This is a genomic window from Vibrio sp. 1731, from assembly GCF_033339955.1.
In the GTDB taxonomy this organism is placed as follows: Bacteria; Pseudomonadota; Gammaproteobacteria; order Enterobacterales; family Vibrionaceae; genus Vibrio; species Vibrio alginolyticus.
The window spans coordinates 11529-33660 of the sequence record NZ_JAWOVO010000030.1 but is presented as its reverse complement, the minus strand read 5'-3'; the positions used below and the strand labels follow the sequence as shown (position 1 = coordinate 33660).

The 22132-nt window shown below is 43.3% G+C and carries 24 protein-coding genes; 3 read left to right on the top strand and 21 right to left on the bottom strand.

Going from position 1 to position 22132, the window contains the following annotated elements:
• Window positions 1–286 precede the first annotated feature (286 nt).
• The 16 genes from R7035_RS22940 to R7035_RS22865 form a co-directional block, all read right to left on the bottom strand.
• A complete protein-coding gene (locus R7035_RS22940; RefSeq protein ID WP_318146291.1) occupies window positions 287–2950 on the bottom strand; it encodes an LPD7 domain-containing protein in 2664 nt (887 codons plus the stop codon).
• A gap of 12 nt (window positions 2951–2962) precedes the next feature.
• Window positions 2963–4906 (bottom strand): type IV secretory system conjugative DNA transfer family protein, encoded by a 1944-nt coding sequence (locus R7035_RS22935; RefSeq protein ID WP_318146290.1) that lies wholly within the window; start codon window positions 4904–4906, stop codon window positions 2963–2965.
• Entirely contained in the window at window positions 4872–5897 is a 1026-nt protein-coding gene (gene virB11, locus R7035_RS22930) for a P-type DNA transfer ATPase VirB11 (protein ID WP_301949721.1), read from the bottom strand. The genes R7035_RS22935 and virB11 overlap by 35 nt, the downstream gene beginning before the upstream one ends.
• Window positions 5878–7071 carry a type IV secretion system protein VirB10 gene (gene virB10, locus R7035_RS22925; protein WP_318146289.1) on the bottom strand — a complete coding sequence of 398 codons (1194 nt, stop codon included), beginning with the start codon at window positions 7069–7071 and terminating at the stop codon, window positions 5878–5880. The genes virB11 and virB10 overlap by 20 nt, the downstream gene beginning before the upstream one ends.
• A 2-nt stretch (window positions 7072–7073) precedes the next feature.
• Window positions 7074–7907, bottom strand: coding sequence for a P-type conjugative transfer protein VirB9 (virB9, locus tag R7035_RS22920; RefSeq protein WP_301949723.1), 834 nt, complete (start codon window positions 7905–7907; stop codon window positions 7074–7076).
• A 1-nt stretch (window position 7908) separates the two neighbouring features.
• A complete protein-coding gene (locus tag R7035_RS22915; RefSeq protein WP_318146288.1) occupies window positions 7909–8655 on the bottom strand; it encodes a virB8 family protein in 747 nt (248 codons plus the stop codon).
• Between the two features lie 373 nt (window positions 8656–9028).
• Window positions 9029–10057 carry a type IV secretion system protein gene (locus R7035_RS22910; protein ID WP_318146287.1) on the bottom strand — a complete coding sequence of 343 codons (1029 nt, stop codon included), beginning with the start codon at window positions 10055–10057 and terminating at the stop codon, window positions 9029–9031.
• An 11-nt stretch (window positions 10058–10068) separates the two neighbouring features.
• Entirely contained in the window at window positions 10069–10329 is a 261-nt protein-coding gene (locus tag R7035_RS22905; RefSeq protein ID WP_069547483.1) for an EexN family lipoprotein, read from the bottom strand.
• A 12-nt stretch (window positions 10330–10341) separates the two neighbouring features.
• On the bottom strand, window positions 10342–10977 hold the full coding sequence (locus tag R7035_RS22900) for a type IV secretion system protein (protein ID WP_140344246.1): 636 nt from the start codon (window positions 10975–10977) through the stop codon (window positions 10342–10344).
• A complete protein-coding gene (locus R7035_RS22895) occupies window positions 10974–13433 on the bottom strand; it encodes a VirB4 family type IV secretion/conjugal transfer ATPase (protein ID WP_318146286.1) in 2460 nt (819 codons plus the stop codon). The genes R7035_RS22900 and R7035_RS22895 overlap by 4 nt, the downstream gene beginning before the upstream one ends.
• Window positions 13430–13747, bottom strand: a complete 318-nt coding sequence (locus R7035_RS22890) for a type IV secretion system protein VirB3 (protein ID WP_069547494.1) — start codon at window positions 13745–13747, stop codon at window positions 13430–13432. Before R7035_RS22890 ends, R7035_RS22895 begins: the two co-directional genes overlap by 4 nt.
• A 10-nt stretch (window positions 13748–13757) precedes the next feature.
• The gene (locus R7035_RS22885) at window positions 13758–14093 is read right to left on the bottom strand and encodes a TrbC/VirB2 family protein (RefSeq protein WP_318146285.1); all 336 of its coding nucleotides are present in this window, start codon (window positions 14091–14093) and stop codon (window positions 13758–13760) included.
• The gene (locus tag R7035_RS22880; protein ID WP_140344249.1) at window positions 14041–14424 is read right to left on the bottom strand and encodes a hypothetical protein; all 384 of its coding nucleotides are present in this window, start codon (window positions 14422–14424) and stop codon (window positions 14041–14043) included. The genes R7035_RS22885 and R7035_RS22880 overlap by 53 nt, the downstream gene beginning before the upstream one ends.
• A 72-nt stretch (window positions 14425–14496) precedes the next feature.
• Window positions 14497–16467, bottom strand: a complete 1971-nt coding sequence (gene topA / locus R7035_RS22875; RefSeq protein ID WP_318146284.1) for a type I DNA topoisomerase — start codon at window positions 16465–16467, stop codon at window positions 14497–14499.
• A complete protein-coding gene (locus tag R7035_RS22870; protein ID WP_318146283.1) occupies window positions 16464–17204 on the bottom strand; it encodes a cell wall hydrolase in 741 nt (246 codons plus the stop codon). The genes topA and R7035_RS22870 overlap by 4 nt, the downstream gene beginning before the upstream one ends.
• Window positions 17205–17218: 14 nt before the next feature.
• Entirely contained in the window at window positions 17219–17707 is a 489-nt protein-coding gene (locus tag R7035_RS22865; protein WP_318146282.1) for a conjugal transfer protein TraL, read from the bottom strand.
• 503 nt (window positions 17708–18210) lie between these two features.
• Between R7035_RS22865 and R7035_RS22860 the strand changes: the two genes are divergently transcribed.
• From R7035_RS22860 to R7035_RS22850, 3 genes are all read left to right on the top strand, one after another.
• The gene (locus R7035_RS22860; RefSeq protein WP_318146281.1) at window positions 18211–18465 is read left to right on the top strand and encodes a hypothetical protein; all 255 of its coding nucleotides are present in this window, start codon (window positions 18211–18213) and stop codon (window positions 18463–18465) included.
• Between the two features lie 48 nt (window positions 18466–18513).
• On the top strand, window positions 18514–18648 hold the full coding sequence (locus tag R7035_RS22855; protein WP_265572454.1) for a hypothetical protein: 135 nt from the start codon (window positions 18514–18516) through the stop codon (window positions 18646–18648).
• Window positions 18649–18753: 105 nt separating this feature from the next.
• Entirely contained in the window at window positions 18754–19080 is a 327-nt protein-coding gene (locus tag R7035_RS22850) for a hypothetical protein (RefSeq protein WP_318146280.1), read from the top strand.
• A 6-nt stretch (window positions 19081–19086) separates the two neighbouring features.
• Here the strand turns inward: R7035_RS22850 and R7035_RS22845 are convergent, their stop codons facing one another.
• The 5 genes from R7035_RS22845 to R7035_RS22825 form a co-directional block, all read right to left on the bottom strand.
• Window positions 19087–19719 (bottom strand): recombinase family protein, encoded by a 633-nt coding sequence (locus R7035_RS22845; protein ID WP_301949731.1) that lies wholly within the window; start codon window positions 19717–19719, stop codon window positions 19087–19089.
• Window positions 19716–20627, bottom strand: a complete 912-nt coding sequence (locus R7035_RS22840) for a 3'-5' exonuclease (protein ID WP_318146279.1) — start codon at window positions 20625–20627, stop codon at window positions 19716–19718. Before R7035_RS22840 ends, R7035_RS22845 begins: the two co-directional genes overlap by 4 nt.
• A 137-nt stretch (window positions 20628–20764) precedes the next feature.
• Window positions 20765–21055, bottom strand: coding sequence for a hypothetical protein (locus tag R7035_RS22835; protein WP_053809062.1), 291 nt, complete (start codon window positions 21053–21055; stop codon window positions 20765–20767).
• 8 nt (window positions 21056–21063) lie between these two features.
• The gene (locus tag R7035_RS22830) at window positions 21064–21357 is read right to left on the bottom strand and encodes a hypothetical protein (protein ID WP_318146278.1); all 294 of its coding nucleotides are present in this window, start codon (window positions 21355–21357) and stop codon (window positions 21064–21066) included.
• A 41-nt stretch (window positions 21358–21398) separates the two neighbouring features.
• Complete coding sequence (locus tag R7035_RS22825) at window positions 21399–21779, bottom strand: DUF6943 family protein (RefSeq protein ID WP_229625222.1); 381 nt, start codon at window positions 21777–21779, stop codon at window positions 21399–21401.
• Between the last annotated feature and the right edge of the window lie 353 nt (window positions 21780–22132).

Below are 22132 nucleotides of genomic sequence, written 5' to 3'. Positions count from 1 at the left end.
ATCCTGTAAGCACTGCTCCTTATAAAGTTTCAATCTTTAATGTAAAAGTGGCGAACTTTATCGTCAGAGTTTCGATCTTTGTTGTCCACCGACACCACGACTCCTTTCGGTAGGGTTTCCAATAGAAGAGTACCAGCGTTCAGCCTGGATAGATCTTGCTTGTAGGTTGCTTAGTACCGATAAAGCAACGCCTATGTCTGACATTATCATGCGAATAGAGAACTAGAGGTTATATCAAACAAAAAAAGAACCGAAAGCCGGTTCTTTTTTGTTTTCATTTCGTTTACTACCTTTCCTCATCTTGGTTACTACGTTCTAACTGTCTTTCTTCACGCAGCTTTATCTCCGGCGATTTCTGACCAGATGAAACATTACTAGCCACTTGTGATCTGACCTTTTCCAAGAATCGGTTTCGGTCTTCTTCGTTATCAAACTTTTGGCTAAACTTTTCAGCGACTTTTACTGCCGCTACTTCATTGACTAAATCAGGATGTTCTTTGACAACATCACGTGCATCACGAGTCTTATCACGGATAGCTTGAGCTTTGACTTCCCATTCGTTGCGGTGCGTATTGATTTCTTGGGTATCAACAACATTTCCTTTATCGTCCTTAATGTCTTTTGAAACGGTAACAGGCTTTCTACCTTTATTTTCAAGTTCCACTTGATCACCTGGTTGAAAATCGCCGTCCTTAACAGCCCGTTCTAGGTCAATACCCCAAGTTGTAGTTTTTTGGCCATCAGTGTTTTCTAAAGTTACATAGTAACTTTGTCGATTATCAGGATTGTGCTCATAAGGTGCTTTACCATGTTCAACAAGCTTCCCAGCCAAACGGTTAATGTCTTCTTTATCTTGAACGTTTTTATTACCCTCATTCGAAGATTCAGCTTGCTTTGGTGCTGCGGTATCAGGTTTATTTGCCGTAGATTTCACACCTTCTTTTTCACCTGGTGAAACACGAGGCTGATCAGCTTGTTCTCTCGCTTCGATTTCGTTTGGTTGACGTTCAGAAGCAAGTTTTTTCAACCTGGCCAAGTCTTCCTCTTTTGGTTTGTAACCTCTTACACCAAGCCCACGAGAAGACGCCTCAAGCCAAGCCTCACGCCTAAAGTCTTCCGTTCCTTTAACTTGTAACTCAGTCCAACCCCTAGCCTCTGCAATATCAACCATTGAACTGGCCACATTAGAACTGCTTAGTTTGGTTTGCAGCCTTGCGCCCTTATCGACAAAAGCAAGAGAATCAGGACGACCCGCAAAATAATATTTTCCGTCAACCTCAACATAAGACTTTGATATTTTTTCAGGAACAACAGGTTTAAAACCACTGTCCAAATCAGCAAATGGATCTGCCTCTTTGCTTTGAACTGGACGAGGGCTAGGTTCTAAATTCGCGGTTTGGTCAAGTTGTTGCTGGCGTTTTTTATCTCTAACATCATCTTGCGCCATAATGTCTTCTAAAGGCTCACGACTCTTTAACCATCGCTGTGCGTTTAGGTCAGCCTCACTCTCTTTTTTCTGCTCGATGTATGGCTCAACAGAGTTATCTTCCCCATGTTCAACAACATCAGAATCAAGCTTAGAACTAGGTTCTTTATTACCTGGTTCTAATTCGGCTTTACTGGTTTCTGGTTTTGGTTCTGGCTTGGTTTCTTGTTCAGCTACGGGCAAATCAGATTGAGATTGTGAACCTAAACCAGAGCTAACATATTGCTCAAAATTCTTGGTTACGACTGGTTCAGCTTCTTGTTTATCGGTAGGTTCAGCACTCATATTAGTTTTACTCCTTGTTTCAGAGCGTGTTGCTTGGCTTATGATTTCTTCGACTTGTTCTCTAACAGGCTCTAAGCCTCTTGATTGATGTAAATCGTTGAAGTCCGTTAAACCGTCTTTTTGTTCCTGGTAGTTGAAAGCCGGGACACGATAAAGCCCCCCGGTTAACTCTGCGGCTTGCTGCGCTTTTTTCTGACCTTTGTTAACCTCTCTAGTCCTATCATCATCACCAAGCATGATATGAGGGCTATCAGGGTATTTCTCTTTGAGCTTTGCAGCCACCGTTGGCAGGTTGCCAGCATCAACGGTCATAACAACCGGGCGATTGGTAGCTTCTGAAATACTGGCTGACGTTGAATAACCTTCGGCGTATAAAATAGGCTCGCCATTTTTTAGTTCTTGTTCACCAACAACGTGATAATTCCCGGTCTTCTGGCCGTTCTTTTTCAAAGATTTAAAACCGGATTCACTGATACGCTGTAACGTTCTAACATCACCATTTTCATTTCGTAACGGTAAAACTAAACGCCCTTGCTTATCCATTTTTGCACCAGGGAAAGGTTTAACCCCTTTCGCAGCCAAATAACCTTGTTCTGGTGTGGCATCAGGCATTAAGTTATAAGCCTGTTCAGCTCGATGCGCGTTATGTTCATACTTCCTATTCTGGTTAGCTTCACGTTCAATAGAGTTTTGCACCGCTATAGCTTTCAAGTGATCTTGAGCTGTCTTGTCTAGCTTCTGGCCAGTGGCTTTCCACTTTACCGGATCATCATGTTTACGGTGGTCTTGATACCAACCCGCAGGAACGCCATCTAAATAACCAACATAAACCCCAGTTTGCTGGCCTTTCTTGTCGTCTAACGTAGATACTCGATGGCGCTTGCCGTCCATTTCTGGAAGCCCTTTAAGAACCAACCCGGCTTCTTTTAGCGTTTCGGAAAACTCCACAACCGGATCGGTTTCAGAAGTGGTTGAACGCGCCCGATTTGGATCAGGTATCCACTTATTTACTTTGTTAAGGTCAGTCCCTGGTTTCGCGTACCAAAGCTTGTTTTCATCATCAAATTTAAGTGCATTTTGGCCATCAGGTAATTTACCTGCCGCCTTAACAGCATGATTACGTTCCTCGTATGGTACAACCAAGTAAGTTTGCTTTTCTGCCAACTGTTCCGTTTCCATTTCATTGCCTCCTTACGCAGTTACAGCACCAAAGAATTCATTTACAAGAGCATCCATCGCATCATCATCAATATCGCCTTTTGGCACATCAATTTCAGAGAAATCACAACTAAAGTTTTCCAAATCCAATTGATCGATGTTTTCAATATCTTCAACCGTAATTTTCCGTTCAACTGTTTCAGTTTGAGCTTCGGCCTCGTTCATTGAATTGCTCATAAACTCAATTTTGCCTTTCACTCGACTGTTAGGATCAACTTTTGGTACTAGAGGGCTTGGCCATTTAATTGCGTTTTCATCCCCATCTTCTAACGCTTTAAGGTTGTTCCCCCTTTCAGCAAAAACCTTGTCTTTATACCAAGTAATTTTTTCACACATGATTGGAGGGCAATTCTCTAGCAAAAGGATTTCCGCTTTTTGGCCAATCGCCCTAACTTCTTGAGGAAGTAAAAGCGCCCTACCTGTATCACTAGAGCTTTCGCTTCGACTGGCTTTACCAACTTTTTGGCGAGTGTCCGATTTATTTTTGACCGTTGTTGTACCAAGCGTTTTAGATATTTCTTCGGCCACTTTTTGGTTTTTCGGAGCAAAGATAATTTGCATTGCATGGTTTTCAATAAACGTTTCAGCCGCATCAGCGCCATACACTTCTCTTAACTGAGCTGGTGACTGAATGATAGGCAACATACGAAGACCATAACCCGCAATGTAACTAATACCTTTAGACAAGATCCCGACTTTACCCATCGCTGTGAACTCATCCGGCAGCATCAACACTTGGTATTTCAAATCCGGGTTTTGTTCTGGAAGCTCACGAGTGTTTAAGTCAATCACTTGCTGGAAGAACAAGTTAATGAGTGGAGATAAACGCTCTAAATCGTCCGGCGTGATACCAAGATAAACTGTCATTCGTTTTTTACGTAGATCACGCAAATCAAAATCGTTCTCTGCGGTAGCCGCATCAATAATTGGGTTATAGAAAAGTTCTAACGCCGAAGTAAAGCCTTTACGAACTGAGCCACGAGTTTTATCTGGTGTGTCTAAGTATTCTTTTAACGCCAGGTAACATTCATCAGAAAGCGGATTGTCACTTTCTTGTCTCGCGTCCACTATTTCAGCTAATCGCTCATCACCCATTGTTAGTTGTCGTAATGCCTCCCCCATCGTTACAGGAAGTTCTTCTGTCTCGATAAGGTATAGAATCAAACCTAACCACAAAGAACGCGCCGAGGATTGCCAAATAGGAGCCTCATTATCAATCTTAGGGAACAACATGTTACCAATCTTCTGAATATCATTAATTCGGAAAGATGGATCGTCACTAATGTAGTAAAGAGGGTTCCAACGGTGAGTGCGATAGTCACGAGGTGCTAGGTTAACCAAGAAACATTCCTGACCATGCGCAGAACGGAAACCAGAGGTTATATCCCAGTTCTCTTGCTTTATGTCTAGTACAACCGCCGAGTCTTTCCACGAAAGCAAGTTAGGGATAACCACACTTACCCCTTTCATGCTTCGTGTTGGCGCAGACATTAAAACGTGAGTAGAACCACCAAACACTAAATAACGTTTTGAAAGCCCAAAGAACTTAGATATTTGACCAACGATAATCCCATTTTCAGCAAATAGATTTGCTTCGTTCAAGTCTTTAACTGTTGCCCATTTAGCCTCGCCAAACAATTTTATTTTAGCGGGACTAAACGCAATGATGATAGGTAAACAAATCACGAACAAACCACCAAGCCCCGCAACTGAGAGCCACGTTAGAGTGGTTTTGTCTTGGCCGTAATAAAACCAATATTGATACAACGTTAAAGGAGTGGCCGCGCCTCCATCGAGTCCGGCCAATTCAAGATAAAAGTACCCACTTAACCAAGCCCAACCAACAATCGCTAGAATTGGCACAGCCAATATTAAGGTTAATTTAAGCCATTTGGCTGCGTTTGAACTCTGGATCATAATAAATCTCCGTTACAACGCGCTTACCTCGCACGTTCTTTATCTGCACGATAATATCCACACACATAAACAACAGTTGTTTGATGTCTTCACGGCTCATTGTTGAGCCGCTTTGTGACTCTTTCAGAAACAAAACAAGCTGCTCAATAGCCAGCTTTGCGCTATTGGCGTGCATTGTGGTAATACTTCCAGGGTGGCCACTGTTGACGTTTCGAAGGTAATAAAACGCCTCATCGCCACGGATTAATTCAGCAACAAAAATCCGATCCGGTTTCATGCGCAAGCTACTCTCTAAGAGGTCTTGTTGTGTTATAGGTGACACGCCTTGCCCCCCTGCTGAATAGAACAAACTCGTAGTATTGGAGTGGGTTTTATACAGCCCTAATTCATCTACGTTCTCGATACTAATCAACCGTTCATCATCTGGTACTTGCTTTAGTAGCGACCGGAAAAACGTTGTTTTACCTGAACCTGTAGAGCCTGACACAATGATGTTTTTACGAGACTTAACCGCTAATTCTAAAAACTCTCTGAACTTCCTATTTTCCTTGAGTTCAAGAAGCGTCTTTTCTTCACTGCTTAACTCATCACTAAAATCTTCACATTCATCAAAAAAGCCCTGCTTTTCATAATCCATCAAATCAAACTCAATATGAGAAGGCTTTCGAATAGTTAGGCTTACATGGCCATCTAAAGTTGTGGGTGGAATAGCAATCTGAATACGCTCCCCGTGAGGGAGCGTTGCAGACAGTATTGGTTTTCTTTCATCCAAACTTTGCCCGGAGTATGTCGCCGTCAGTTTGGCCAAATTGAAACACTTTGAAAAAGTCAGTTCTGGTACATCAAAGTAAGTCCAACCTTTCCTACTTTCCGTGATCACCTCACCTGGCTTATTGATCACAATTTCGGTGTTGTCTGGATCGTCTAGGAAAGGTTGAAGTACCGAAAGGTACTCCAACAATGACGTTGCTTTATTGTGCTCTGAGTTCATATACCCCCCTAAAATCTAGGTCACGCGCCACAAACACATTGATGTGTTCGCCCTGGTGCTTTAATAGCGTGTCTGGAATATTGATAGAGTTTTCTAACGCAATACCCGCAGCATCACGAGCTGTTTCAGCCGTTCCACCAAATTGAATTTGATTATTACCTGAGCTACTTCCTGATGCTTGGTTAGCTGCATACGTCCCAATATCGTCAATCAGACTAAGCATGATTGCACCGCCAAAACGTTGCCAAAAATGCGAGTCGATGTAACCTGAATGACCAGAACGCCCCAAAGAGTCTGTGCCCGGAGAATCGAGGTTAACCACTACGCCATTAGGAGTTTCAACACGAGTCCATAAAACGAAAATACGAGCCTTACCACGCTGTAAACCGCCTTGATATTGCCCGGTAATGCGTGAGCCTCTTTCCAGCAAAACAACCTTGCCGCTAGTGCTATATACATCACGAGTTAATCGACAACTGGTCATTCCTGGTACGTCTGAGCTAATCGCTGTTTCTAAAGCACAGTCCAAGAAAGTGCCACGTGTAACGAACATGTTTCTATCAGCAATAAGCCCTGCTCTAGACCCATCTAATGAGGTTGGTTTCATTTGGGCGCCTAGTCCATCAGCTCTTTCCGCTTCTTCGCTTCCTATAAAACCCCCGTTTGTTTGTTGGTTAACGTACTGTTGCGCTATTTCTTCGGCTGACCTTTGCTGTTGTCCACCTGGTGCGCGTGATACATTACCAAACGCCAAAAGGTTGGATTGTTGCTTGCGCTCTAGGGGCGTCGGTTCTTGATTGCGATCGTTGTTTACTGTCACATACTGAGGCGGTGGCGGCGGCGCAATCTGACCAGTTTGAATAATATCTGGTGTTTTAGGTTCAGCTTCCTTTTCTGGCGGTGGCGGGGGCGGCGGCGGCGGTAAAGCCGGAGCCGGGCCAAGTCGATTTCCAATCTCATCATTAGATTTAATATCTACCTGTTGAGACTCTGTTTCAGGACTAAAACCGCCATTTACGGCCACTAATGCAAGCACCACTACGATACCAACCATGCCTACTATAATTTTCTGGCCAACACCGCCCTTTGGTTTGTTTTGCTTATTTACAGAAGGTAAACCGCGCTCTACAGCGTCTTGAGTTTCATCAACTTCGTTGTGTACGTTCTCAGCCATTATTAATTCCCCTTGATCACACGTTGAATCCCTGGTGACGTTGTTCCTGTCCTGTTAGTCACACCGTTAGGGTCATACGATTTGTTGAAGATACACGCCACAGAATTACCTTTACGCATTACCAATTGACGAGCCACTTTGTGAACCACAATTGTGTCCGGGTTTTCAGGATCAATACTGGTATTAACTAAGCTTTCCGTTCCATCAGGGTTTACAACATAAATTGCTGGCATTTCAGCGTTGTTAGTAAAGCTAAGGTATGTGAAACGGCCATCATCAAAGGCTTTTTTCGGCGTAACTTCTTCTGAACCTTTAGACCAATAATTCCAATTCGCCGGAACTGGTTTATTGGTTTGGTTCAGCCTAGCTTGAAGCTTTTTAGCCTCGGCTTCTGCTTTCGCGGCGGCGGCAATTTCATCCGGGTATTTGAAGTTAATTTGAAAGAACATGTCATTAGGATGAGGATGTGCACCATTTTGCGACCAATGAGCCGAAAGCTCGAAGTTGTAGACTCGACGAGTAGTAATTACCGTCATATTGGTTGTTGCTTTTTCACCTTTTGGCTTGATGAAAATATGGTTATCAACCGGAGCTACATTCCAGGCATCAGTATCACCCATTGCGATTTGCTGAACTTGTTCAGCCACGCCAAATTGAATATGAGTTGAAAAACCATAGTGACCCACCAACTTAACCACTTCTGCCGGGTTGTAATTGATAAACTTAACTCGTTTATCGTACTTACCACCCGCCGGAACTTCTAAGGCGTGAGCTGTACTAGAAACACCTAGACATAGCATCAAAGCAATACCGGATAACTGCTTAAACTGTTTCATATCAGCCCCCAATGCTTTCTTGGTCATTACGGTACTTCACCACCTGGAAGCCTAACGGATTCAATAGGCGATCATCGTCTTTCATTTTTCCGTTGATATAAATAAAGCTAACAGTTGCCGCCCAATGGCTTAATGGTGTGGTTTCCCCTGCGCGTTTAACTTGTTTGGTATAACGAACCAACGCAGTAGTGCGAATTTCGCCGTTCTCCATTTTCTCAGGCGAACCAATAAAGCTAATCGACTTCACCTTAGTATTCACCTCAGTATTTTGGCCGTAGATAGCAACCGGGGCGTTAGGATTTTGGCGAGGATCTGTGTAAGCCGCATAATCTTGTTGAACAGAAGCACCAGACAAAAGCCCAACCATTTGGCGATCATAGTTTCGTGTTTCCCACTGGTAAGATTCTCTATGGCGCAAATACTGACCAAGCCAATACTTATCAAGTGACTCCTGCGCACCGGCTTTAATCTCTCCATCGGTTTCGTTAAGCGACGATACAACGTCAACAACACCAGTATTGTTATCAACACGGATAACATAAGGCTCAACCGTTTTTAGAGGGGCAAGAGCCGCTAAACCCACGGCTTCTAGGATCGCAATCAAGCCAACCGAAATTGCAACCGACCAAGCGCGCTTTTCTGACTTATTAGAACGAGCCATAACGTCCTGATCCCATTCACTCGCCTCTTGAAAATATTTCTTTTCCAATTCAGCTTTAGATGGTTTTCTTGATTTTTTGTCGGTCATTTTCGGTTCCCTCCACGTGAATCAAAACGTTCAGTAGCCTTTTCACTGGCTCGAACTGTGTTAATGGTTTCCTGAGTTAACATTTCAGGGTTGATAGGCTGTAAGCCTTTTCCATCATCTTTACAATGAGGTGGAGGCGGGACGGACGTACACGCCCCTAAAGCCAATGCCAACGAAACAATTGTTAGTTTTTTAATATTCACTTCGAAACTCTCCATGCTCGATGTGTTTGTGATTGATAATCAAAATATAGCACTTTGATTATCAATATACAACATTTTAACAACTTAAAGCCTGTCCTTTTTTTGTAGGAATGTAAGAAAACAGCCGCATCAGAAAGATGCGGCTTTTCTTGGTTAGTAATTACATTTGATTAACCAGCAGATCCGGTTATAGAGTTGCCAGCTCCGAAGCGTTTTTGATATGCCGCATAACCTTTCCTACCTGCCCCATAACTACTAGTAAGCGGTTTAGCTGCGGCCCCTCCCGCTAAACGTAAATCACGTTGTGCGTTTCGGTACTGCCTACGGATATTAGTTGGACGCATTGCACTCATTGTTGCACCTATCGCGCCTTGTGTTGCCAAAGCCACGCCGCCACCTAAAGCAGCCGCAACAGAAGGAACTTGTTTTACAACCAGGATACAAAGGCCAAAGACGATACATAACATCGCCGCATCACCTAAGTTGGCAAGTGCGCTTGCATCAGCGCCGGACATTGCAGTGATATAGCTACTCGCAAGCGTGGTCATTAGACTGCCGATAGCAGCAGATAGAACCAGGATAAATCCAAAGTTCATAACCATACCTAACCAACTTTCAAAGAAACGTTGTGTAGCGTTGAACAACAACATAACGATAAATAGAGGCCCGATTCCTAAAAGAACCGTTGTCATGATTTTGCTTAGAAGAATCAAGAAAGCCACTACAAGCGCCAGCCCTGCCCCAACAACCAAAACGATTAATGAGATCAAATACATCCCAAAATTACCGTCTAATATCCCGCCCATATCCCAAGCAGCTTCTGACACTTCAAAGACTTTTGAGAAAAGGTTATCTAGTGTTGCGGCTGATGTGCCAGTAGGTGAGCCTGTGATTATAGACGCGATTTCTTCCGGGCCATGTGCTAGAACGTCTACAACCACCCCCATGTAAGTGCCAGCAGTTAAGCCAAGCGCCATAATGAAGCCAATTCTAAGTATTCGAAAAACCCCTTCTTGTAGAGGTTCACTTACTTTCCCGAATAGCATCAGATAGCCCCAAATAGCAATCCATATAATTAACAAACTGCTAAAGATTGGGTTAATGAATGCAATAATATCCCCAACGGTGCTGACGATATACGTATCCAGCGCCGTATCTACCTTATCGAAAATCGCTTCAAACAGGTTTGTGGACGCCATAACGAATCCCCTTACCAGTTACTAACGTTTTTAAGGGAACCAGAAGAAAGCTGTGTTTCAGCTTCTAGCGCATTTTTACAATTTGGTGTTTCTTTTAGCTCACCTGGATTGTTCGCGCATTTCTCCAACGTTTCCTTACGTACATTATCATTAGACTTAAACCACTCAACGCTTTGAACTGGTTCAATTACTTTCTCACTTTCAAAGCAACCAGCTAGCGAAGTAGTAGCCACTGCCAAAATTGCAACTTTTCGTGCGCACGAAAAAATCATATTAATACCCTCTTACCACGATACCGTTCTAAGTTGACCGGACGATTGAATAGACGCTTGCTTTACCTTTTGAGCATGAATAGCCTGATTAGCTTCTGCCTGAGAGCGAAGCATAGTTAATTTGGCCATTTCGTTTTGAAGCATCACTTCTTCTGCGCCAATACGAGCTTGCAGATCAAGAATGTCCTTTTGCTCCGGCGCGGCATTAACCTTTGAAACCAAGCCGCTTAATTCAGTAAAACGAGCTTTAGACTGTTCCAAAGATTTTTGAGATTGAGCTAACCAATTCGCTGTCTCTAAATTGCCGCTATTCAGCAAGTCAGCACCCGCACCAGTAACACGAGTTAAATCACTGGCATTTTTCAGCCCTGTAGAACTTAAAATGGACTGAGGATCAACGTCGATTGCTGTGTCATAGGCAGAGTTAATAACGTTGGCCATATTGCGCACCCCCTTAATGCTATTAAGGTTTTGACGCGCCGTATCCAGTTGATTTCGCATCTGTTGAATTTGCGTCATCATGTGCTGAACTTGCGTAATGCTTTGCGTTAATCCCGCCACATCAATAACCGGGATACCTCCGGCAAAACTTGGTTGAGATACGCCAATAGTCAGGGCGATTGCAGCCGCTAATAATGGTTTTTTCATTTCGCAAACCTCCGTTGCTCGTGGAAAATAGGTAGCCAAATTGCCGGGTCTTCCCCATGCTGTTCAATGATGTTAGTCATCAACGAAACGTTATCTGTTGTGCCAGAAATAACCGCCAACTCATCATCAAAACCTTTTAAATTCAGCTCTGCTACTACACTGTTATGTCCTTGCTTAATCAAAAAACGACGAGAGCCAGGAGCCATATCTTCTTTGATTAACTGGTATTCACGCTCAGTTAAATGCAATCCGTCTACATAATCCTTACGGTCTGCTTTAGGGTTCGGCATAAATAGGAACGTTGCGCACTGCTCAATCAAAGAGTGAGCAATTTTAGATTTGAGAACGTCTTTCGGTGATTGAGTACCGTAAACCATGATCCCATTTTGCTTACGTATAACCTTCTGTTTGTTTTGCGCCAGGTCTTCAAAGTATTCATCGAGAAGTAGTTTCCAAAACTCATCCATGAACATCTGAAAGCGACGACCATCAATTAAAGATTCAATACGGTGGAATAGGTACATCACTATTGGCGTTCTGATTTCTTCGTTATCTAGGAACTCAGTCACATCAAAACCAAACATATTGTTGTTTGTGAAATCCAACGCATCAGAATCATTATCCAATACCCAAGAAAGCGAACCACCATTACACCACTTAGCTAATCGCGCAGCAGGGCCACTATCAGAAACAGGATCTAGAAAGTCCATACAGCGCCCTAAACGGCGTTTTTGGATTGGTAATCCCATAACGCCATTAATTGCACTGAAAATCTCTTTTTCTTCCTGGTTAGTGAATTGGCCACCACAGCACTTTTTCACCAAATTAACCAAGAACAGTTTGTTTTCTTCGGTGTCTTCTAACTGGAACGGGTTAAAACCAGTTGGAACGCCACTTTTAAGAGGCAGGTAAACCCCACCACTTGCACGAACATAAATTTCTAGCCCTCGGTCTTTATCGAAAATCACCTGAGTAGGGTTAAACTTTTTGCTCTGTGCCATTAAGAAGCCTTGAACAACCGTCTTACCAGAACCAGATGGCCCGATAATTAACGTGTTACCTAAAGCTTTTTGTTCTTCCTTACCTTCCAGCTCTTCTAGTGCCTTACTCCTCATTTCACGCTCTAATTGCTCTTTTTTCTTAGCTTTAGCGTTATCTAATGGCTCATGAAAATTAAAGTAATATGGTGCGCCAGAAGTGGTTTTAAACATGGTTACAGCCGAACCCCATTGATTCCCTGTTCGCTGGCCTGTTGGGTAATTATGAAAGCTAGAAAATCCGGCAAAATTACGTGACGATATAGGCGCAGGACGAGGACGGTATTTTGTGTTACCTGGTAGTTGCGCCCAATATGCCGCAGCCAACGCCCAATCTTCACGAGCAACAACCATTGAGCAATCGGCAAGCTCTGTACGTGCCGCAGACAAATTAGCTCGAAGTTGGCGAGGTGTGTCACCAAAGACAGTTAGCGACAAATGGTGCTCACCAAATACAATCCTTCCTGATGCCAAATCATCTAGCCCATCATTGATTGCATCAACCTGAGATATTGCTAAATCACCCGTAGTTTCCAATCGTTGCTGTTGCTGACTTAACAACTCAACGGCTACTGGCTTAGATAAGAAATTAAAGCTTTGAGTCAGAACCATTTGAAACGGCGCAGATAATAAAGCATTTAGCAGCCCCGCTTCTGTTCCTTCTGGATATTCAGCAATGCCAAGACAAGCGCCCATTTTAGAGTCTGTAACTCCGCGAAGTTCAAAGGCATCAGCACCAAAGAACGGGCGAACTCGCGCTATGCACTCAGACAAGACTTTGCGCGGTAACGCTCTAGGCATCCAATCGCCATTCACTAGAAAATCTAGGAACTCTAATGCTTCCGAGTGCAAAATATCATTGCGTAGATATGTTCCTAAAACCCTTGGAACATAACGATTGAGAGAGCTAACAGCGATAGAAACAATTTCATCTAGCTTCTCGATAGTTTCCTCTTGTTGATGGCGTAGCACTTCTTTGTTCTTTTCCATTTTGGAAAAGAACCCCAATGCTTTTGTAGCCGCCGGACGATAAACAATAGTTAGATACAGCTCGTTAACCATCATTTGCTTTTTGGTTACATGGTCACGGTATTTTTCATTTAGGCCAGAATCAAACTCTCCTGAAAAATTACCGTTTGGGTATACAGTGCTTTCACGGCGTACAGTATTCGTCCACAAACAAACTTGTGGTGAAGAAATGTTTCGAAGCAAAATATTAAGCTGCTCTTTCCACACTTCCACATCACTAGGATCTGCCGACTCATGCGCGACACCATCCAGTTTGATAATTTGCAGATAATCACCACCCTGTGTTTTAACAGTATTTTCATTCACTTGAGCATGATAAGGAATGAAGTCTGCAACCGGGTTTTCTCGATGCCAAGGCACTTCTTGAACTTTGCGTTTTTCCGTTGTCATTTTGGCATTCTCCTTACGCCGCGAGTGTTTACCAACGGTGTGGCCGTTGATGCTCCCCAATGTCGCCATCCAAGAGACTTCATTTTTGTACCAACCCAAAGCAGAATTAATCTAAAGGTGCGAGGGTCACGCAAACACAGCAGATACATAACGCCGTGAATTGGTAAATAGAGAAGTAAAGTGAAGGGGTTCCCGGTTCCAATCATAGCGATCCCAACCAGACCACCCCCGATGATAATGCCGTCAAGAGTGACGCCCCACTTCATCGCGGGGCGCGTGGCGGCAACAAATAGCGGATCGATACCTGATGCCATTGCAGCCCCCTTAAGATACGGCTGCGATAATCAGGTCAACGATGGTTGCACCACCAAAGACTAGAACGATACCGCCGACGAATTTTCCACACGCCTCGCCTGTAATGCGACCAGCCCAAGCCATATAACCAAGAAAAACAATACCGATGATAGCCAGGCTTCGCGCAATGCCATTAGTAAGAAGGTCTAGAACCCAATCAACGCCATCTGAAATTGGGTTAGCCATTGCGATTTCTGGAATCATCACCATACACACCACCAACCAAAGGTTGGCCATGAACTGACGAGTTTTTCTAACTTCTTTCTTTTCCACTCCGTTCACGCTTTTGATGTTTGCCGTTTTCATTGTTATTACTCCTTAATTCCAACTGAATAATTGGTACGTTTTCGTACTTTTGATTAATGTGTTTAACAAGACGATCAAGACTCGCCCAAGTCCTTGGTTCTTTACGTTGTGTTTCTAAGAGCTGTCTTCCCTCCTTCCATGTCAGGGTTACATAAATACAAAATTTACCGTCTTCACCCTGCACTAAAGCCATTGTTTTTACTGCTTTGCTTTCCAGGTTATCAATCAGCTCTGGTTCACTGATAACGTCATGTTTCATTTCAAAATGTCCAATATTGCTTGTCGAAATTGGACATTTTAATTGTTTTTTCTTCGTTGTCGCTCTCTCCATGAATAATCCATCCCATTTAAATCAAAGTATAGCATATTGATTATCAATATACATAACTTTGATTAACTAAGTTCAAATTTTTGGCTTTCCACCAACTGTTTGATACTTAGCATCACAGGCAGGAAAACCAGAACAACCAAAGAAGTCGTACCCTTTCTTTCCACCAATCGCCCGTTTTTTGCGCCTAACAAGCTCTTTCCCGCACTTAGGACAGGGCACATCAGCAATTTCTCGAACAACTTTTTTACCTGGCTTGCCTCCTACGGCTGGTAATGTTGTTGAACATTCCGGGTATCCAGAACAGCCAAAAAACGGTTTAGTCCCTTTTTTTAGAAACATAGGTTTACCGCAGTCAGGGCATGGATGCTCTGGCGCGGCTGTCACTTTCATGTGTTCCATTTCTCGCTCTAACGAGCTATGAACAGTTGAAACTACTTCTCGATATGACGAACGGCCATCAGCTACTAGATCAAGCTTGTTTTCCATTTCACGAGTAAAGTCATATTCAATAAAACTAAAGTGACTATTTACCAACGCATCAACAACCAACTCACCTATATCTGTAGGTAGTAAATATTTTCCGGCCTTATCATCAGCAACGAAGCCTCGCCCCTTAATGTTTTCCATAATGGCCGCATACGTAGACGGTCTTCCAATTCCCATCCTTTCAAGCTCTTTAATCAAAGCCGCTTCTGTAAATCGGGATGGAGCTTTAGTTTTCTTGGCTTGAACCTGGCCAGAATGCGCGGTAATTGTTTCCCCTGGTGTTAGCTTAGGTACTGGATTATTCGCACCTTCAAGGTTCTTTTCTTTGTCTTCATCGCTTTCCGTGTCATCGCTATACAGGGCTTTCCAACCTTCATAAATCAGCGCACGACCTTTAGCTAAGAAATCAACAGGCTTTCCATTTAGGGCATCCACACCACGCAATTTAGCAATGCGCACTGCATATTTAGACGAGGCTAACTGACAACCTAAAGCTCTTAACCAGATCAGCTTATAAAGCTCTCGTTGTTCTTTTGTTTCCCCGGCGTCTTCCACATTAAAGTGCGTTGGCCTTATCGCTTCATGGGCTTCTTGAGCATCACCTTTTGCTTTCCAAGTTCGAGGGCTATCAACCATAGGCAAGCCTTTTACCTGGCACACTTGGTAAATTTCCATCAGCGCATCTTCTGATAAATTAGGGTTATCGGTTCGCATGTAAGTGATATGCCCTTGCTCATAGAGCTTTTGAGCTGCATCCATCGTTGCTTTCGGTTTCATGCGTAACTTATTTGATGCCGCTTGCTGCATCGTGGAGGTAATAAAAGGCGGTGGTGGTGCTTTGTTCTCTTGCTTTTCTTCGCAATCAATAACATTCAAATGACGAATGTTCGCCACTGCATCAGCCAACGTTTTATCTAAAATGTAATCTTGGCCATCGAGCAAGAACGGTTTGGTTTCCCACTCCGCATTCCACTCACCAAAATTAAGCAAAACGCCAAAGTGATTGGTTGGTTTAAAATTGCGTATCGCTCGTTCTCTATCAACGACAATCCTAACGGCTGGTGATTGGACTCGCCCCGCAGATAAACCACGCCTACCCGCCATTTGGCTTAATTTAGGAGAAACCATATAACCCACAAGGCGGTCAGCCACTCGCCGTCCTTCTTGAGCTGCAACTTTTTTCACATCAATAGCGGTAGGGTTCACCAAAGCAGACTTGATCGCCTTAGCGGTAATTTCAGAAAACAAAATTCGTTGAGGATTATTCAAACGTAACGCTTGCTTTAAGTGCCAAGCAATCGCCTCACCTTCTCGATCTAAGTCAGTTGCCAAATAAACAGCATTAGCCTTATCGACAGACTTTTTAAGTTTGGCTAATACGTCTTTACCCCTTTCCGTTGGGACGTAGTGAGGTTTAAAATCTGGCGCTTCTACGCCCATTTCACGCTCAGGAAGATCGCGCACATGGCCAACGCTCGCTTGAACATCCCAGCCTTGCCCTAAAATCTCACGTATCTTTTTAACTTTTCCTGGTGATTCAACAATTACTAGATTCATTGTGATACATCCTTACCGCCAATTAAGACGGATTCAGAAGACCCACCATCGCTAAACACATTCCAGCCTTGGGCGCTGACTAGAGCCTTATCTTCTGCGACTCCAAAAGCATCCCAATCTTTCGCTTTAGGTCGGCGTTTTGCTTCAACTTTCACTGGTGCAGAAGATGAACCACTACTATTAATCGAGGCATAAAAAGCGTGATCTTGAATAACCGCCGATGGCGAAGAACCGCCAAAGTGAGTTAATCCTTTTGATACGCTTCCTTGCTTTTCTCTTGCGGCTACTACATCAGGGTTTTGAAAAAACAAAGCGCCATTAGTCAAATCTGGCAATCGTCCTTCGAGAGCCAAATTTATAATGGTTTCGATTCGGGTCTGTTGAATGGGTGATAAAATCGGAAGTTCTTTCCAACCTCCGGCTTTATGAACAGGTTCAAATTGATTGGGCGCATTGACTATCGCCGTGACTGTATTGCCAAACTGACCACTAATTAGACGATTCAAAATCGTATATACAACGCCAGCTAGACCACTATCACCTTGGTTTGCCGCTTCCGCAAAAGCAACTCGCCCAATGGCGTCCCGATCTGATCCAGTTAACTGGATGGTTTGCAAAGTGCTTTGATACTGAACTTTTGCTGCTTCACATTCAGATTTACTCACGTTTGGTAAATCTTTGTGAGCATCCCCGCCCGACAAAGCAGCGCACACAGCTAATACAGCGAATAGATCCATAGCCGCCCCCTCAACTACCAGTAGTAAGTTGGGCCAGCAGCTTGGCCGTCTACATAAACATCAACATATCGTTTCGTCGCAATACAACCTCTTGGAGTACGATAACCGTCACGATCACGACGACAACGAGTGCCTTTTTGATAGTGCTGTGGGATAACCTCCCAACCACCAACACATCGGTTATCATCCCTACCGTCCCAACGTTTACAAATGCGCTGTTCAGCGATAAGCGCCGCAAAGTTATGGTTGTATGACATTTGACTGCTATTACTGCCACTACTGACCATACAGGAAGAAAAAGCAGGTAGAGGCGGTTTAAACTTCTTGATTCGTTTTTTTAGAGCCGATTTAGCAGCGCCACAACCAGAGGGGAAGCCCCCAGGTAAACATATCCATATTGCACATTCATCTTGGGAGGCTGCTTGCGCAGGAGCAGGGGCTAAAGTACCCGCAACCCCTAAAGCAACAACAGCACCAACAGCACATACTGACGTTAGGTTCATTTTAATCTCCTTATCAGACCCGGCTTGGATCATACGTTAAAACCACCAAACCTGAAAATCAATATATACCATTTTGATGTTAAAATTCCAGAAACAATTAAAAAAAATACTCCATATAGCACATATCAACTATTTGCGTAGAAAATAACTCATAAATATGCATCAGTTATCACAACAACATGACACTAAACAACTAGGTTTTGTGCTAGTCGGAGGCAAAAGCAAAGAATCACAAAGCCTTACCAGTAAAGGCTTATCGTATATTTTATAAATACTACAGACCATTATTTGAACTAATATCTCACTGTTCTTTTTATAAACAACGCCAACTAAAGCCCATATAAAACCACACAAAAAAATGTTAATTTGCGTTTTTTTTCGTGCGCACGAAGAAAAAACACTTGATATAATACCGCTAGTGTATTATATTAAACATATCGCAAGGGACACCACCACTTAGTTCACTGCGATTTAATTAACCTTCGACTAAAAAGGAAATCCAAATGACTACTTTGTTTTATTTCAGCGACATTAACGAGCTAAACCAATTCGAATCATTCACGGTTGAGCCACTTGTAAACGACCATGCAAACATTGGTCTAGCAGAGGGGGAGCCTAAAGGTTGGTCTGTTGTTGGTAAGCTAAAGCCTGAAAACGTAAAGGCTCTAACGAGTGACAAGTTCCCAGTCGCAGACTTTCAGCATGAAGCTCATGCAGGGGTGTTTGCCAAGTTATGTGAATTACACATCAGCAAGTAACTAAAATTAAAGGACGGGCAACCGTCCTCTTTCTTGGAGGACTAGGGAATGAGTCATGCAACGCGAGAAATAATTAAAGCATTTGATAGTGGTCAGCCGTTCAGATGGCATTCAATGAGTTGGCAAACTTTTTTGGATGTTTTTGATGAAATAGGAAGATATAGAAAAGAGAATGGTAAATAGGTACATTGCCCCGGACAAGCCACCACGCTGATCCGGGGCTGCCATCCCTTCGACTAAGAAGAATCCGGCCTTTTAATTATGCCATCAATACAAAAGGGAATCCATTTGAAACCGCAGATCAAAAAAACTGGCAGAGTAGGAAAGCCTGCTACAGTTCAGCCCGACTCGCCAAACCTGGTTAGTACATGGCGATCTATTGTCACACGTGGCGATGGAACATTGACAGAAGCGTTAGCGGTAATGAACGCAGCACTAGGAATGAAATTAACACACTCTCGAATTGCACAATGGGAAAAGGACGAAAAAGCCCCTAGCAGCGCAGTAATAAACTACATGCTGGCCACTGTCATACCAGCGTTAGTCAATGAGCTAGGACATTCAGACTCAAAAGCACGAGCCATATCATCAAAGGTGCGTATCCCTGGCCTGTAAGTAAGGTTATGAGCTTATTTTCTTTTGTGAGAGGTTGTAATCCCGCCAAACCCTCTTAACAGTAGCAACGCTACAATTTGCTTTGTTAGCGGTATCAGAGATTGATTCACCTGATATTCGGAGCGCAACAATAAGGTCATGCCGTTTAGTGTCTGCTTTTCGACCTGTAAAGCGCCCTGCTTTCTTTGCTTCTTCAATGCCTTGTCTTTGCCTCTCCCTTCGGTCTTCGTAATCATCACGCGCAGATTGAAGGGCAACCTTTAATAGCATATTTTGAACAGATTCAAGAACGATGCGAGTAACCCCGGCTGCATCATCAACGAGATCTGATAAATCTACGATCCCAGGAACTGACAACTTAGCTCCCTTGTCTTTTATGGCCTTTATCAACTGTTCAGCTTCGGCAAGAGGTAATCGGCTAATACGATCCAATTTCTCAGCAATAACAATCTCACCTGGTTGCAAATCGGCAATCATGCGTAATATTTCAGGCCGATCAGCGCGAGCGCCAGATGCCTTTTCACGATAGACACCCGCAATATAGTATCCCGCAGCTTTAGCCTCAGAAATAAGCCTTTCTTGCCGTGTCAAATCTTGCTGTTCTGTGCTGACTCTGAGGTAAATTCTAGCTACCTTCATTTTAATTCTTCTAACTGGTCAAGTGTGGTTCGGTATGACTGATAAATATTATTGAGAATATCGGCGGTCATGATGCTATCAGCAATCGCGCTATGCGCTTCACCTTTCCATTCCGCTTGTGCAAAGTAACTAGCATCTTCCAGGGAAATTGAACCGTAACGGTTAGTAGTCCCAAAAGCCAAAGCGCACAATTCCATCGCGCATTTAACATCGAGTTTTTTTAACCATTCGCTATCTAAATCAAAAGCGGCACTAGTTTGTGCCATCATTGACAAATCAAAGCCAGAGATAAAAATGATTACTTTCCTACCTGATAGAGTTGCTTTCACTTCTTCCAGCACATCCTCCCAAGATGGAGAGTCAGACAAATCAGATAATGATATGCCGTGTTTTTCAAAAGCACCGTCACTAATAGCCACAGTCGGCTTAATGCGTTGTTCCATTAAGACCCGCCCGGACAAATCACAAATTCCAATTTCAATAACCTGATCTATAGAGCTTAATCCTGTTGTTTCGGTATCGAGAACTACCGGAGATTCAGCCATAAGTTTTTCAATAACCTTTCCAGCCTTACAAACCCGACTATTTAGCCTGGATTGTAGCCCCAACCGTTTGGCGTTCTGATCTTGCTTTTCTGTTATCTTGTTAATCTTTTCTCTCATAGGCACACAATCAGCAACGCGATAAACACCAAATGACTTTCCATAGTCATTTTTATAGAACTTCACGGGTTCAGCATCGGGTTTTGGCTTCATGCGAAATTCATCTTTTAACCTAGTCTTTGAACAACAAAGATCAGCTTCAATAGCTTGTTGTCGTGCAAGTTCTAGATCATCACTATTAGTTTCATTCTCACTCATTTTTGAAACTGCTTCATGCAGTTTTGAAAAATCGACACTTAATTTCAAAACATCACCTTTTTAGCTGCCTAGCTTTTTTGACTATACCCATACGAGCCTACCCACTAACAATAGCTCATTAATATAAACAAGCAAGTTAAATGAGCTACGCCAATATGAACCACTCTAAAGAGCCACAATAAACCCTAGTCCTGGCGTTTAATAACTTCTTGCCCCTCTGTGAGAGTTAACAAGTATTTCCATTGGCTCTCTGGCATTTCTTGATAACTTGCCGCGCTTGGATCTCGCGCCCAACGCTTAAAGAGCCTTACACTAGCCTCAGTTGGCTTTAAACCAAAAACCGCCGCCACGCCATACCAAGTAACACCTAAAGCGTCCTTGAGTTGGTTCAGTCTCCTAGCGATGTTTTCACCGTTCTTTTCTTCATAAATGAGTGATACCTGATCACCATCCACTTTAATTTGTATCGCTGACATATAGCCCCTTATTTCAAAATCCCTTCAATATTCGGTAAGCCGTCGAAAAATTCGATGAGATCATTAGCATTGGTTGTACCAATATTTTCAATCACAGTAATGTCATTCGGGTTGTGCTTTAGAAGTTCACCGCATTCTGTGTCTGCATCAAGATACGTTGTGTATAAAACACCTAAATATTCAAACGATACGCCAATAGAATTAGTTTTTTCATCATCTTGCATCACAGAAACCGTACAGATAGCGGATAGCTTGTCTTTCAAAGCTAATCGGCGTTGCGCTTCACTATTGCTTTTCATCATGTATTTCCTTTGTTTGTAGGGGAGCTTTCGCCCCCCTATCGTTAACAGTTCGCGTAAGCCGCTTTTTGCAATGCTTTAAGCAACTCGCGTTGTTTATCCAGTTTTTCCTGCTGTAAAGCTATGTGCTGTTCGAGCAGTGCCATTTGCTTCAAGTGGCGTTCGTTCATGTTTTCCACGTTGGCTAACACTTCACGAACATCACGGAGTCTGATAAAGGGCTGACAAGATCCAATGGAAAAGACCTTGAAAGCGCCAGACTCATACGCCGCTTTAACTCTTTGAAAGTCTAACTCTGGATTTTCACTGAAAACCATAAACGAGTTATTGGCTGTGTAAGGTTCCCACATGGGTTTCCCTACTTGGCCGACCCTGGCAATAAAAAAACTGGCTGTTAAAGAGCGATTAAAGGATTTGATTATCAAGATACCTCCTATACAGGGGTGTTCCCTTTTGAACCCCCTTCTTGTTCGGTTCCATTGTATTATATGGGATATAAATATATCCCGTCAAGGATAAATTTGCTTTATTTTTAATCACTAACAACTTAATAAAAGGAAAAACCGTTGTTATTTCCTCCACTCTGGCCACGGAGAAAACGTTGCTGTTAACGCATCCTGGCCACGGAGAAAACGTTGCTGTTAACACATCCTGGCCACGGAGAAAGCGTTGCTGTTAACGCATCCTGGCCACGGAGAAAGCGTTGCTGTTAACGCATCCTGGCCACGGAGAAAACGTTGCTGTTAACACATCCTGGCCACGGAGAAAGCGTTGCTGT

Coding starts and splice junctions, on each gene's coding strand:
- R7035_RS22935 (WP_318146290.1), bottom strand. CDS start 4,906: ATGATCCAGAGTTCAAACGCAGCCAAATGGCTTAAATTAACCTTAATA.
- virB9 (WP_301949723.1), bottom strand. CDS start 7,907: ATGAAACAGTTTAAGCAGTTATCCGGTATTGCTTTGATGCTATGTCTA.
- R7035_RS22895 (WP_318146286.1), bottom strand. CDS start 13,433: ATGACAACGGAAAAACGCAAAGTTCAAGAAGTGCCTTGGCATCGAGAA.
- R7035_RS22870 (WP_318146283.1), bottom strand. CDS start 17,204: ATGGATCTATTCGCTGTATTAGCTGTGTGCGCTGCTTTGTCGGGCGGG.
- R7035_RS22885 (WP_318146285.1), bottom strand. CDS start 14,093: ATGAAAACGGCAAACATCAAAAGCGTGAACGGAGTGGAAAAGAAAGAA.
- R7035_RS22880 (WP_140344249.1), bottom strand. CDS start 14,424: ATGGAGAGAGCGACAACGAAGAAAAAACAATTAAAATGTCCAATTTCG.
- R7035_RS22905 (WP_069547483.1), bottom strand. CDS start 10,329: ATGATTTTTTCGTGCGCACGAAAAGTTGCAATTTTGGCAGTGGCTACT.
- R7035_RS22830 (WP_318146278.1), bottom strand. CDS start 21,357: ATGATGAAAAGCAATAGTGAAGCGCAACGCCGATTAGCTTTGAAAGAC.
- R7035_RS22860 (WP_318146281.1), top strand. CDS start 18,211: ATGACTACTTTGTTTTATTTCAGCGACATTAACGAGCTAAACCAATTC.
- virB10 (WP_318146289.1), bottom strand. CDS start 7,071: ATGGCTGAGAACGTACACAACGAAGTTGATGAAACTCAAGACGCTGTA.
- R7035_RS22835 (WP_053809062.1), bottom strand. CDS start 21,055: ATGTCAGCGATACAAATTAAAGTGGATGGTGATCAGGTATCACTCATT.
- virB11 (WP_301949721.1), bottom strand. CDS start 5,897: ATGAACTCAGAGCACAATAAAGCAACGTCATTGTTGGAGTACCTTTCG.
- R7035_RS22845 (WP_301949731.1), bottom strand. CDS start 19,719: ATGAAGGTAGCTAGAATTTACCTCAGAGTCAGCACAGAACAGCAAGAT.
- R7035_RS22915 (WP_318146288.1), bottom strand. CDS start 8,655: ATGACCGACAAAAAATCAAGAAAACCATCTAAAGCTGAATTGGAAAAG.
- topA (WP_318146284.1), bottom strand. CDS start 16,467: ATGAATCTAGTAATTGTTGAATCACCAGGAAAAGTTAAAAAGATACGT.
- R7035_RS22940 (WP_318146291.1), bottom strand. CDS start 2,950: ATGGAAACGGAACAGTTGGCAGAAAAGCAAACTTACTTGGTTGTACCA.
- R7035_RS22865 (WP_318146282.1), bottom strand. CDS start 17,707: ATGAACCTAACGTCAGTATGTGCTGTTGGTGCTGTTGTTGCTTTAGGG.
- R7035_RS22855 (WP_265572454.1), top strand. CDS start 18,514: ATGAGTCATGCAACGCGAGAAATAATTAAAGCATTTGATAGTGGTCAG.
- R7035_RS22900 (WP_140344246.1), bottom strand. CDS start 10,977: ATGAAAAAACCATTATTAGCGGCTGCAATCGCCCTGACTATTGGCGTA.
- R7035_RS22890 (WP_069547494.1), bottom strand. CDS start 13,747: ATGGCATCAGGTATCGATCCGCTATTTGTTGCCGCCACGCGCCCCGCG.
- R7035_RS22910 (WP_318146287.1), bottom strand. CDS start 10,057: ATGGCGTCCACAAACCTGTTTGAAGCGATTTTCGATAAGGTAGATACG.